This is a genomic window from Actinosynnema sp. NPDC059335 (genome assembly GCF_042752395.1).
GTDB lineage: Bacteria > Actinomycetota > Actinomycetes > Mycobacteriales > Pseudonocardiaceae > Actinosynnema.
The window spans coordinates 1-11,446 of the sequence record NZ_JBHYXZ010000188.1 but is presented as its reverse complement, the minus strand read 5'-3'; the positions used below and the strand labels follow the sequence as shown (position 1 = coordinate 11,446).

Annotated in this window: 10 protein-coding genes; 7 read left to right on the top strand and 3 right to left on the bottom strand. The window is 74.0% G+C overall.

Features of this window, described 5'->3' with window-relative positions; translation table 11 throughout:
- Positions 1–495 precede the first annotated feature (495 nt).
- Positions 496–1,131: a class I SAM-dependent methyltransferase gene (locus ACFXGA_RS35650; protein ID WP_378095968.1), complete on the top strand. Its 636-nt coding sequence runs from the start codon at positions 496–498 to the stop codon at positions 1,129–1,131.
- A gap of 12 nt (positions 1,132–1,143) precedes the next feature.
- Here the strand turns inward: ACFXGA_RS35650 and ACFXGA_RS35645 are convergent, their stop codons facing one another.
- Positions 1,144–1,635 carry a metallophosphoesterase family protein gene (locus ACFXGA_RS35645; RefSeq protein WP_378095965.1) on the bottom strand — a complete coding sequence of 164 codons (492 nt, stop codon included), beginning with the start codon at positions 1,633–1,635 and terminating at the stop codon, positions 1,144–1,146.
- 15 nt (positions 1,636–1,650) lie between these two features.
- Positions 1,651–1,893 carry an acyl carrier protein gene (locus tag ACFXGA_RS35640; protein WP_378095961.1) on the bottom strand — a complete coding sequence of 81 codons (243 nt, stop codon included), beginning with the start codon at positions 1,891–1,893 and terminating at the stop codon, positions 1,651–1,653.
- A 195-nt stretch (positions 1,894–2,088) separates the two neighbouring features.
- Here ACFXGA_RS35640 and ACFXGA_RS35635 point away from each other — a divergent pair, with 195 nt between their 5' ends.
- The 5 genes from ACFXGA_RS35635 (at position 2,089) to ACFXGA_RS35615 (ending at position 6,508) form a co-directional block, all read left to right on the top strand.
- A complete protein-coding gene (locus ACFXGA_RS35635) occupies positions 2,089–3,273 on the top strand; it encodes a glycosyltransferase (protein ID WP_378095958.1) in 1,185 nt (394 codons plus the stop codon).
- A 291-nt stretch (positions 3,274–3,564) separates the two neighbouring features.
- Complete coding sequence (locus tag ACFXGA_RS35630) at positions 3,565–3,858, top strand: ArsR/SmtB family transcription factor (RefSeq protein WP_378095955.1); 294 nt, start codon at positions 3,565–3,567, stop codon at positions 3,856–3,858.
- Positions 3,855–4,241, top strand: a complete 387-nt coding sequence (locus ACFXGA_RS35625; protein ID WP_378095952.1) for a VOC family protein — start codon at positions 3,855–3,857, stop codon at positions 4,239–4,241. The genes ACFXGA_RS35630 and ACFXGA_RS35625 overlap by 4 nt, the downstream gene beginning before the upstream one ends.
- A 322-nt stretch (positions 4,242–4,563) precedes the next feature.
- On the top strand, positions 4,564–5,781 hold the full coding sequence (locus ACFXGA_RS35620; RefSeq protein ID WP_378095948.1) for a PP2C family protein-serine/threonine phosphatase: 1,218 nt from the start codon (positions 4,564–4,566) through the stop codon (positions 5,779–5,781).
- A gap of 37 nt (positions 5,782–5,818) precedes the next feature.
- Positions 5,819–6,508 carry a GNAT family N-acetyltransferase gene (locus ACFXGA_RS35615; RefSeq protein ID WP_378095945.1) on the top strand — a complete coding sequence of 230 codons (690 nt, stop codon included), beginning with the start codon at positions 5,819–5,821 and terminating at the stop codon, positions 6,506–6,508.
- 12 nt (positions 6,509–6,520) lie between these two features.
- Here the strand turns inward: ACFXGA_RS35615 and ACFXGA_RS35610 are convergent, their stop codons facing one another.
- Positions 6,521–7,507, bottom strand: a complete 987-nt coding sequence (locus ACFXGA_RS35610) for a LacI family DNA-binding transcriptional regulator (protein WP_378095942.1) — start codon at positions 7,505–7,507, stop codon at positions 6,521–6,523.
- A 577-nt stretch (positions 7,508–8,084) separates the two neighbouring features.
- Here ACFXGA_RS35610 and ACFXGA_RS35605 point away from each other — a divergent pair.
- Positions 8,085–11,024 (top strand): family 43 glycosylhydrolase, encoded by a 2,940-nt coding sequence (locus ACFXGA_RS35605; RefSeq protein WP_378095939.1) that lies wholly within the window; start codon positions 8,085–8,087, stop codon positions 11,022–11,024.
- Positions 11,025–11,446 lie beyond the last annotated feature (422 nt).

The window sequence follows — 11,446 nt, the reverse complement described above, 5'->3', positions numbered from 1 at the left end:
GGGGGCGACACCCGCCCCCGCCCCCCGGGGTACCCCCGCGGGCGCCCCCCACGCCTGCGGCGGGGCCGGCACAACGCCGCCGCAACGACCGCCCGCCGCCGCCGGCGACACGGACAACGCCGGACCAGCCGGACGATCACCGGGCAGCACAACGCCGCCGCATTGCGCGCGCTGCCGCGCGTCGCCGCCGCACCCGCACCCGCACCCGCACCCGCAGCCGGAGCCGCACCCGCAGCCGGAGCCGCACCCGCAGCCGCACCCGCAGCCGGAGCCGGAGCCGAAGCCGGAGCCGGAGCCGGAGCCGGAGCCGGAGCCGGAGCCGGACGATCACCCCGCTTCCGCCGGGAACACAACCGCCGCAGGCGGGTGATCACCGCGCTGCCAGGGCGATGCCCCGGCCTTGGCGCGAGTCCCGCGACCTGCCGCGACATCCCTCCCGCGCGAGGCGCCCCGGCCGGGCGCGACCCCGCTCACGGGAGCGCTAACGTCTCGCCGGTGACCGCACAGGACTGGTTGGCCGACACCCGCACCTCCTACGACACGGTGGCCGAGAGCTACACCGACTTCGCCCGCGACGCGTTGGCGCGGCACGCGGTGCTGCGGGGCGTGCTGGCGATGTTCGCCGAGGCCGCCCGCGCGGCCGGCGGACCGGTCGCCGACATCGGGTGCGGCCCCGGGTTGATCAGCGGTCACCTGCACGGGCAGGGCCTGGACGTGGTCGGCATCGACCTCTCGCCCCGGATGGTCGACATCGCCCGCCGGGAGCACCCCGACGTGCGCTTCCGGGTCGGCTCCATGACCGACCTCGACCTCGCCGACGGCTCGGTGGGCGCGGTGCTGGCGTTCTACTCCGTCATCCACGTCCCCGACGCCGAGGTGCCGCGCGTGTTCGCGGGCTTCCACCGCGTGCTGCGGCCCGGCGGCGTCGTCGCGGTCGGCTTCCACGTCGGCGACCGCCACCACCTCAAGACCGAGGGCTACGGCGGCCACCCCATGTCGCTGCACGTGCACCGCCGGCCGGTGGCGCGGGTCGCGGGCTGGTTGCGCGACGCCGGTTTCACCATCGAGGCCCAGGTGCTGGTCGACCCGGACCAGGAGGTGCCCGGCGGCGTGCTCTTCGGCCGCCGGTGACCGGGCCCGCGGTCAGGTCACGGGCACGATCCGGGCGGACACCAGCGTGCCGTCGGAGATGTCGAGCAGCCCGACCGTGCCGTGCGGTTGCCGGCGGCGGTCGGTCGGCGAACCGGGGTTGAACACGCGCACGCCGTCGCCGGTCACGTCCATCGGGATGTGCGAGTGGCCGAACACCACCAGGTCCGCGCCGGGGAACCGGCGGCGCATCCGCGCGGTGCGGCCGGCGGCCTGCCCGCTGTCGTGGATCATCGCCACCCGCACCCCGCCCAGGTCCAGCTCGACGGTCTCCGGCGCGCCCCACTCGACCACGTCCGGACCGTCGTTGTTGCCGCACACGGCGGTTACCGGCGCGTACTGCGCCAGCTCGTCCAACACCGACGCCACGCAGACGTCACCCGCGTGCAGGATGACGTCCGCGTGGCGCAGGTGCTCCGCCACCGCGGGCGGGCACGACTTCCAGCGCCGGGGCGCGTGGGTGTCGGACAGCACGACCACCCGCATCGTGACGGAACCCGGTCAGGTGAGGGCCGGGCCCGACTCGGAGCTGCCGGACAGCTCCTTGAGGAACTCGTGGCACTGCTTGGCGCGGGCGGAGTCCTCCTCCATCACCCGGCGGAAGAAGTCGGCGATCTCCTGCTTGCCCGCGTTCTCCGCGTCGCGGACGTACTGGCCGTAGTCGTGCCCCGCCTTGAGGGCGTGGTACTGCACGGAGATCAGGTCGTAGCTGACGTCGTCGAAGCCGGTCTCCCCGGTGGCCATGGCGCCTCCTCGGTCGTCGTGTCGAATGCGATCGCCCAGTGCCATACCCGGCAGCGACGCCGTCAACCGCCGGATGGCCGGTCGCTCTGAGTGGCGGGTGCCGGGGGTTGCTTGTACGGTCCGTGTCGGGGGTTGAGACGACAGCCTGGTCCGGCGTGATGCGGCGTGCCCGCACCCGTGACTGGAGGACAACCCATGAAGATCGCAGTCGTCTCGGCGCACGCCAGCCCGTTGCCCGTGCTCGGCGATGCCGAGGTGGGCGGTCAGGACGTCCACGTGGCGGAGCTGGCGGCGGCCCTGGTGGCGTTCGGCCACGACGTGGTGGTGCACACGCGGCGTGACTCCCCTCGGCTGCCGGACGCGGTGCGCACGCGACCGGGTTACGACGTGGTGCACGTGCCGGCCGGGCCGCCGAGCCCGCTTCACCCGGACGATCTGCTGGCTCACCTGGACGAGTTCACCTGGTTCCTCCGCGACCGGTGGCGCGCCGACCGGCCGGACGTCGTGCACGCCCACTACTGGACGTCGGGCGTGGCCTCGGTGCTGGCGGCCAACGGCCTGGACGTGCCCGTGGTGCAGACGTTCCACTCCCTGGGCGCGGTGGCCCGGCAGGCGGGCGACGAGACCGTGCCCGAGGCGCGGCTGTCCACCGAGCGCCTGATCGGGCGCGAGGCGAGCCGGGTCGTGGCGCGGTGCACGGACGAGAAGGCGCAGCTCGTGCGCCTGGGCGTGCCGCGGGCGCGGATCGCGGTCGTGCCGTCCGGGGTGGACGTCGAGCGGTTCAGGCCGGAGGGGCCGCGGCTGAACCGGGCGTCACCGCACCGGGTGATCTCGCCGGCCGCGGGCGGGCGTGACGCGATCACCGCGTTGCGGTCGGTGTGGGACACGGAGCTGGTGGTCGTCGGCGGGCGGCCGGAGGACGTGCGGGCGCTGCGGGAGCACGCCCGCGAGCAGGGCGTCGGTGACCGGGTCCGGCTGGTGGGCCGCGTGCCGCAGGTGGCGATGCCCGCGCTGTTGCGGTCCGCCGACGTGGTCGTGTGCGCCGCGCCGGACAGCGCCGCCGTCACGCCGCTGGAGGCGATGGCGTGCGGCGTGCCGGTGGTGGCGGTGGCCGCCGGCGGTGCGGCGGACACGGTGGTGGACGGCATCACGGGCCTGCTCGTGCCGCCGGACGACGTCCGCGCCCTGACCCGCGCGTTGCGCCCCCTGCTGGCCGACCGTGCCCGGCGCGAGGCGTACGGGGTCGCGGGGGCCGACCGCGTCGAGGCCCGGTACAGCGCGGTCCGGGTCGCCGCCGAGACCTTGCGGGTCTACCACGAGGCGGCCGGGCTGCCGGGCCTGGTGGAGGCGTCGGTGCCCGACACGGCGTACGACGCGTAACCCGCGCCCGGGGCGGGTCCGGTCCGGCGCGGGTCCGGGCGGGGCCGGGTACGGCCGGGGCCGGAGCGGAGCGGGGCGGGGCGGGAGGGGCCGGACCGGAGTGGGGCCGGAGCGGGGCGGGGCGGGTCCGAGGCCCGGAGCCGAGGGCCGGGGGCGGGGGCCGAGGGCCGAGGGCCGAGGGCGGGGGGCCGAGGGCGGGGGGCCGAGGGCGGGGGCAGGAGCCGGGGTTCTGGAAGTCACGGCTCCGGTGACGACTTGTCAGGCAAGTGTTCACTTGCCTATTGTGGCGGCATGCCGGACGAGCTGTTCAAGGCGCTGGCCGACGCCAACCGCCGACGCATCCTCGACGAGCTGTCCGAACGTGACGGTCAGACCCTGTTCGAGCTGTGCGCACGGCTGCTGAGCAGGCACGACGTCGTGCTGAGCCGGCAGGCGGTGAGCCAGCACCTGGCCGTGCTGGAAGCCGCGGACCTGGTCCGCACGCGGCGCGAGGGCCGCTACAAGTTCCACCACCTCAACACCGAACCGCTTGAGCACATCGTCACGAGGTGGCTCAAGCCCGACGCACCGGAGCACAACCCATGAAGATCCACCTGTCCAGCGTGCCGGTCGACGACCAGGAGAAGGCGCTGCGCTTCTACACCGACGTGCTCGGCTTCGCGAAGAAGGAGGACGTCCCGGTCGGACCGGACCGCTGGCTGACCGTGGTGTCGCCGGAGGACCCCGACGGCACGCAACTGCTGCTCGAACCCGACGGCCACCCGGCGGTGAAGCCGTACAAGGAGGCGTTGGTCGAGGACGGCATCCCGATCACCGCGTTCGCCGTGGACGACGTGCACGCGGAGTTCGAGCGGCTGCGCGGGCTCGGTGTGCGGTTCACCCAGGAGCCGTTGGACGTCGGCACGGTCGTGATCGCGGTGCTGGACGACACCTGCGGCAACCTGATCCAGTTGGCGCAGCACAAGTAGCGCCCACCCGCTCGCGCACGAACCCCGGCGCGGGCGAACGGCGACGCGGACGACCCGCCCGCCGGCGACCGCGTCGCCACCGGCCCCGCTCCCGCCGCCACCACCCCCATCGCCGCCCGCCCGGTGCCGTCGCCACCGCCACCCCGCTCCCGCCGCGGAACCGATCCGACCGGCGGCGACGGCCGGCCGCTGCGGAACCGGTCCGTTTCGATCACCACCCGGATGGGTACCCTCGGGTGTTCGGCACCTGCGCGCCTGGCATTCGTCACGGGCTCGTGCTGTTCGCACGACGTACCTGATCGGCAGTGGACGGGGTTGACGGATGGGTGATCCGCAGAGGCCGGAGATGCGCCTGCGCGTGCTGGAGGCCGTCACCGACAGCGCCCTGCGCCAGCTGGAGCTGGACAAGGTGCTGGAGGTCCTGCTGTGGCAGGTGCGCGAGTTGTTCGAGGTCGACACGGCCACCGTCCTGCTGATCGACACCTCCGGCAGGCAACTCGTCGCCAAGGCGGCGTCCGGTTTGGAGGCCGAGGTCTTCCAGGGCGTCCGGGTGCCGGTCGGCTCGGGCTTCGCCGGGCGGGTCGCCCACCTGCGGGAACCGGTGTGGCTCGACCACGTCGACGAGTCCACCGTGGTCAACCCCCTGCTGTGGGAGCGCGGCCTCAAGGTGCTGCTGGGCGTGCCGATGGTCGCGCAGGGCGACCTGATCGGCGTGCTGCACGTCGGCAGCACCACCCCGCGCAGGTTCGGCGACGGGGAGATCGAGCTGCTGCAACTGGTCGCCGACCGGCTCGCCACCGCCGCGCACATGCACCGGTCGCACTCCGAGCGGGCGGCCGCCACCATGCTCCAGGAAAGCCTCCTGCCGAGCACGCTGCCGTCGACCGCCGACTGGGAGCTGGCCGCCCGCTACGTCCCCGGCACCGACAGCGGTGTCGGCGGCGACTGGTACGACGTGTTCGACCTCCCCGACGACCGCCTCGGCCTGGTCATCGGCGACGTGGCGGGCAACGGGCTGCCGGCCGCGATCGTGATGGGGCGGTTGCGCAGCGCGCTGCGCGCCTACGCGCTGGAGTTCGCCGAACCCGCAGAAGTGCTCGGCAAGCTCGACCGCAAGGCCAGCCACTTCGAGAAGCACACCATGGCCACGGTCGCCTACGCGGTCATCGACCGGGGCACCGGACAGGCGGACCTCGCGCTGGCCGGGCACCTGCCGCCGATCCTGGCCCGGGCGGACCAGCCGGCGCGGTTCGTGGACGCCCCGGTCGGCCCGCCCGTCGGCTACCACCTGGCCGTCACCGGCCGCCGGAGCACGCGGTTCGACGTGCCGACCGGCGCGCTGCTCGCCCTCTACACCGACGGGCTGGTGGAGCGCCGCGGGCAGGAGCTGAACCGCGGGCTGGAGAAGCTCCGGGAGGTCGTGACGCCCGCGCCGCCGGAGACGGCCTGCGTCCGGATCATGAACACGCTGATCGGCGACCACCCCGCGCCCGACGACATAGCCCTGCTGACCGTCCGGCACACCCCCGGGACCGCCTGAGCACCGTCGCCGACGTTGTTGCAATAGAGTGGCAACGATGACGACCCGTTCCCCGGCGACCGACGCCGACCTGACCGACCTCGTGCGCCGCTGGGAGCGGGGTTGGCGCGCGTGCCGGGGCTGGGAACCACCGCGCGAGGAGCGCGAGGCGCTGCACCTCCTGCCACGCCGGCCCGGCCGCCACCGCGAGATCGTCGCGTTGCGCCCGGACCACCTGCCCGGTCTGCGGGCGTTGGCCGGGGAAGCCGCCGGCGACCGCGACCCGACCTGGTTGACCGTGCCGACGACGCGCCCCGACGAGGTCGAACCGGTCCTCCGCGACGCCGGCCTGCACGTCAAGGCCACCCGCGAGTGGTTGATGACCCGCGCCCTGGCCACCCATCCCCCGCGCACGGCCCCGTCGCCCTACCGGGCGCGGACGACGACCAGCGGGACGGGCCTGCTCACGGTCGAGGTGTGGCACGGGCACGGATCCGACGCGCCGGCGGCGCGCGGTCAGGCCGCCGTCGGCCGCGGCGACGCCGTCTTCGACCGGATCGAGACCGCGCCGGCCCACCGCCGCCGCGGCCTGGGCAGCGTGGTGATGGCGACCCTGGCCGAGGGTGCCGTCGACCTGGGCGCGCGCGACGGCGTCCTGGTCGCGAGCCCGGACGGCCGGGCGCTCTACGCGTCCCTGGGCTGGACCACCCGGGCCGCGGTGGTGATCGCGACGAACGGGGCGGGCTGAGCGCCCGCGCCCTCACCGCGACGGCGGGCGGACGCTGTCGCGCGGCACGAGGGTGGGGCGGGTGACGCGCCGCAGCCCGGCGACCTCGGTCCCCTCGATCCCCGCCATCAGCAGGGCCAGGGCGTCGCGGGCGACGGCGGCGAAGTCCGGCCGGACGGTCGTCAGCGGCGGGATGAAGTAGGCGGCCTCCGGCACGTCGTCGAAGCCCACGATGCTCACGTCCTGCGGCACCTTGCGGCCCCGCTCGCTCATCGCCCGCAGGATGCCCAGCGCCAGGTGGTCGTTCGCCGCGAAGATCGCCGTCACCTCCGGCATCCGGGCGAGCACCTGGCCCGCGCGGTACCCCGACGCGGCGCTCCAGTCCGCGGGCACGATCGGCGGCACCTCCGCGCCCGCGGCCTCCAGCGCCATCCGCCAGCCCTCGATCCGGCCCGCGCTGTCGAACCAGTCCGGCGGACCCGACACGTGCCACACCGTGCGGTGGCCCGCCTCCAACAGGTGCTCGGTCGCGGCGATCGCGCCCGCCACCTGGTCGACGGTCACCGTCGGGGTCTCGCGCCGGGAGTCGCCGTCGACCATCACCAGCGGGACCCTCGGCGGGACGGCGTCGACCGCGTCGTGCGCCGAGGCCGTCGGCGCGATGACGACGATGCCCGCCACCCGCTGGTCGCGGTGCCGCTCCAGGGCCTTGGTGATCGACTCGCGGTCCAGCACGTTGGCCCGGTGCGCGGTCACCACGAACCCGGCTTCCGCCGCCACCTGCTCGAACGCCGCGAGCAGCGAGATGGGGCCGCACAGGGTGGTGTTCTGGGCGACCACGCCGATCAGCTGCGAGCGGCCCGTCACCAGCGCGCGGGCGACCCGGTTCGGGCGGTAGCCCAGCTCCTCGATCGCCGCCTGCACGCGCAGGCGCGTCTGCTCCTGGACGTACGGGTGGCCGTTGAGCACCCGCGACACGGTCTGGTGCGAGACCCCGGCGAGCCGGGCGACGTCAGCCATCGCGGGCGCACCGGATGTCCTGTTCTCCACAACCCGCCCCATCCACGCGCGACCGCGCCGCCGGTCCCGTCGCACCGGGCCGGCCCCGGCGCGAACACCGACCGGGCACCGCCGCGTGGACGTCCACCGACGACCGAAAGTTTCGAACCCCCCGCCGATCGACGGTGATCGACACGTCAATCTATCCAGCGGGTTTTGGCCAGTCAACGCGGCTGTGCGCTAAATGTTGAGCCGTCTTTCTTTAGCAGCCGACCGTCGCGTGTGGACGGCAACCGTCCACTCGGGCGACAGGCTTGACACCCATTTGTGTTATCGCTAACACTGTCCGGCAACACGATATTGACCGTTTTGACCAAACCCTGTTACTTCGACACACCACGTGCAGCGTGGCCGACGCGGGCGACATGTTAGCGATCACAGCGCCCGTGGTCGGCCGTGTCCGAAAGTTTCGGACACCGCTCTGCTCTGTCCTGAGTGGACAGCGTGGCGCGTTCCGCCGGTGGAACGCGCCGCCGGCCGGTCCCCGACCGCCTCCCCACCGCACGGTTCGCCGCCCACACCGCGTCTGGAGTCGTCCATGCCGCTGACCGCCCGCCTTCGTCCGCTCGTCCGGCGCCCGGGGCGCGTGCTGCTGACCGCCCTCGCGGTCACCGCCCTGCTCGCCGCGTCCCTCGCGTCGGTCGGCCCGCCCGCCCGGGCGGCGGGCGAGTGGTCCCCGAAGCCGTCGTACACGTCGACCGACCGGGGCGACGGGACCTACTCCGTGCCGCTGCTCAACTCCGACGTGCCGGACGTCAGCGTGGAGCGCGTGCCGGCGGCGGAGAACGACGAGGGCCGCGACCTCTACTACATGATCAGCACGACCATGCACCTGAGCCCCGGCGCGCCGATCATGAAGTCGTACGACCTCGTCAACTGGGAGATCGTCAACTACGTCTTCGACCGGGCGGACATCGGCGACTCGTTCTCGCTGCGCAACGGCCAGAACTCCTACGGGCAGGGCCAGTGGGCGTCGTCGCTGCGCTACCACGCCGGCCGGTTCTACGTCGCGTTCAACACCAACAACCTCGGCGGCTCCTACCTCTACAGCACCGACGACATCGAGAACGGCGCGTGGACGCGGCTGCCCCTGGGCCGCGCGTTCCACGACCCGTCGCTGTTCTTCGACGAGCGGGACGGCGGCACGCCGTACATCTTCTACGGGTCGGGCTCGACCAGCGCGGTGAAGCTGGACCCCGGGCTGACCCGCGTGGTCGCGGAGTACCCGAACATCCTGCGGCCGGCCGACTACCCCGGCTCGCCGTTCCTCGGCGGGCTGTTCGAGGGCGCGCAGGTGCAGTACATCGACGGCAACTACTACATCGTGATCATCACGTGGCCGTCGGGGCAGGGCCGGCAGGTGGTCCTGTTCCGCTCGCCGCACCTGCTCGGGCGGTACGCGACGGCCGACGGCGCCAACCCGTACGAGGCGCGTGGCGCGTTGAACTCGAACGGCTTCGCGCAGGGCAGCCTCGTGCCGATCGCCCGCGACGGCGGCCGGACCGACTGGTACGGCATGTTCTTCCGCGACTCGTTCCCGGTCGGCCGCATCCCGGCGCTCATCCCGGCGACCTGGCAGGACGGCTGGCCGACGTTCGGCGACCGCGGCGTGGTGCCGGTGAACGGGGTGTTCGCCAAGCCGATCGAGCTGAGCCCGGCGCAGGCGGCGCTGGAGCGGCAGAAGGCCGTCGTCGCCTCGGACGACTTCGCCAACGACGCGCCGCACAAGGCGTACATGGACGAGCGGTGGACCATCCCCGAGCCGCCCGAGTTCGACGAGTCGCTGCTCGGCGTGGAGCTGGTGCGCAACCCCGGTTTCGAGGACGGCTCGGTGTCGCCGTGGGCCGGTCAGTTCGGCGCGACGCTCGCGCTCGATCCGACCGACGCCGCCGGCGGGTCGACGGCCCTCCGGGTGGCCAACCGGACGCTCAACGGCTCGGGGCCGAACCAGTCCCTGGACGGGGTGTTGCAGCGCGGCGTGACCTACGCGGTGTCGGCGAAGGTCAAGTACTCCGCCGGGCCGGCGAGCGTGCGGTTCAACCTGGTCGCGGACTGGGGGTCGGGCGTGCAGGTGATGGCGTCCGGTGACGTGCCGGCGGGTCGGTGGACCACGGTCTCCGGCCGGTACACCGTGCCCGCCAACGCCGCGACCGCCAAGGTGAAGTTCGCCGTCGAGACGCCGTGGGCCAACCCGCAGCCGCCGTCGTCGAGCGTCGAGTACCTGCTGGACGACGTGTCGGTCGTCGGGCAGCCGGTGACCACCGAGCACCCGACCCGGGAGGAGGTCGAGCCCAACGGCTCGCGCCTGGGCCTGGTCTGGGAGTGGAACCACGCGCCGGACAACCGCCACTGGTCGCTGACCGACCGCGACGGCTGGCTGCGGCTCACCACCGGCAAGGTCGTCACCGGCGACTACGTCTACACCAAGCTGTCGAACCGGGCCGAGCTGACGTGGTTCGAGGAGGCCCGCAACACGCTGTCGCAGCGGGTCTTCGGCCCGAAGGGGTCGGCGGAGACGAAGCTCGACGTCTCCGGGATGCGGGACGGCGACGTCGCCGGCCTGGCGATGTACAACCGGGGCTTCTCCTACGTCGCGGTGAAGCGCGTCAACGGGCAGCGCACGGTCGGCGTGGTGAACCGGGTGCAGCCGTTCCCGGTCGCCTTCGACCAGGCCACGGCGGAGGCGTTCGTGCCGGGCACCGAGGTGCCGCTGGGCGACGCCACCGAGGTGCACCTCAAGGGCGACGTCCGGTTCGACGCGCCGACCGGGCAGGGCTGGACGACGTTCTACTACAGCCTGGACGGCCTGTCGTGGCACCAGCTCGGCGACCGGGTCGGGCCGCAGGCGCTGGACGGCAGCCTGGCGCACTTCATGGGCCACCGGTGGGGCCTGTTCAACTACGCGACCCGGCAGGCGGGCGGGCACGTGGACTTCGACCACTACCTGCTCAGCGACACGGTGACCGCCGAGGGCAAGCCGCTCGACACCAACGCCCTGGACGCGGCGATCGCCCACGCCGAGCGCCTGGACCGCGACCACTACCCGGCGGACGCGTGGACCGCGATGCGCGAGGCGCTGGCGAAGGCCAAGGCGGTGCGGGCGTCCCGGTTCGGCACCCAGAACCAGCTCGACGCGCCGGAGCGGGCGCTCAGCCTGGAGCTGGCCCGGCTGGGCGTGGCGAGGTTCCCGGTCGCGGTGGGCGCGTCCGCGCACACCCGGTGCGCGGGGCCGAACGCGAAGCTCACCGTCGAGGTGACGAACCACGAGGCGGTGCCGGTCGACGTCACGGTGAAGACGCCGTACGGCAGCAAGTCGTTCGACGACGTGAAGCCGGGCAAGACCCGCTCGCACCCGTTCATGACGCACGAGCGGAACCTGCCGGCGGGGTCGGTGACGGTCACCGCCACGGCGACGGTGGACGGCGAGGCGCGGTCGGTCGAGCTGAACGCGCCGTACGAGGCGCACACCTGCCGCTGACCGCGGGGGCGGCGCACACCGACCGGCGTGCGCCGCCCTCCCCCGGCCTTCCCGACCCGCTCCACCGGCGGCGGCACCCCGGACCCGCAAGGCCACCCGCACCCGGCACCGCCAACCACCGCCGGCGGCCCGGCGGCCGGTGTCCGGCTCTCGGCGGCACAGCTTCCGGCTCCGGCGAGAGCTTCCGGCTCTTGGCTGCCGGCGGGTGGCGGGCGGGCGGCGGCCAGCGGGCGGCGGCCAAGCCGGCCAGCGGCCAGCGGCCAGCGGGCAGCGGCCAAGCCAGCCAGCGGCCAAGCCGGCCCGGCGGCGAGCGAGCGGCGACCAGCAGCCAGCGACCAGCAGCCGGCCACCGGTAGCCAGCGACCAGCAGCCGGCCACCGGTAGCCAGCGACCAGCAGCCGGCCCCCGGGAGCCAGCGACCG

What these genes read in the sequence shown, in the direction of transcription:
- ACFXGA_RS35645 (WP_378095965.1), bottom strand. Translation starts at nt 1,635, where the DNA reads ATGCGGGTGGTCGTGCTGTCCGACACCCACGCGCCCCGGCGCTGGAAG.
- ACFXGA_RS35640 (WP_378095961.1), bottom strand. Translation starts at nt 1,893, where the DNA reads ATGGCCACCGGGGAGACCGGCTTCGACGACGTCAGCTACGACCTGATC.
- ACFXGA_RS35635 (WP_378095958.1), top strand. Translation starts at nt 2,089, where the DNA reads ATGAAGATCGCAGTCGTCTCGGCGCACGCCAGCCCGTTGCCCGTGCTC.
- ACFXGA_RS35630 (WP_378095955.1), top strand. Translation starts at nt 3,565, where the DNA reads ATGCCGGACGAGCTGTTCAAGGCGCTGGCCGACGCCAACCGCCGACGC.
- ACFXGA_RS35625 (WP_378095952.1), top strand. Translation starts at nt 3,855, where the DNA reads ATGAAGATCCACCTGTCCAGCGTGCCGGTCGACGACCAGGAGAAGGCG.
- ACFXGA_RS35620 (WP_378095948.1), top strand. Translation starts at nt 4,564, where the DNA reads ATGGGTGATCCGCAGAGGCCGGAGATGCGCCTGCGCGTGCTGGAGGCC.
- ACFXGA_RS35615 (WP_378095945.1), top strand. Translation starts at nt 5,819, where the DNA reads ATGACGACCCGTTCCCCGGCGACCGACGCCGACCTGACCGACCTCGTG.
- ACFXGA_RS35610 (WP_378095942.1), bottom strand. Translation starts at nt 7,507, where the DNA reads ATGGCTGACGTCGCCCGGCTCGCCGGGGTCTCGCACCAGACCGTGTCG.
- ACFXGA_RS35605 (WP_378095939.1), top strand. Translation starts at nt 8,085, where the DNA reads ATGCCGCTGACCGCCCGCCTTCGTCCGCTCGTCCGGCGCCCGGGGCGC.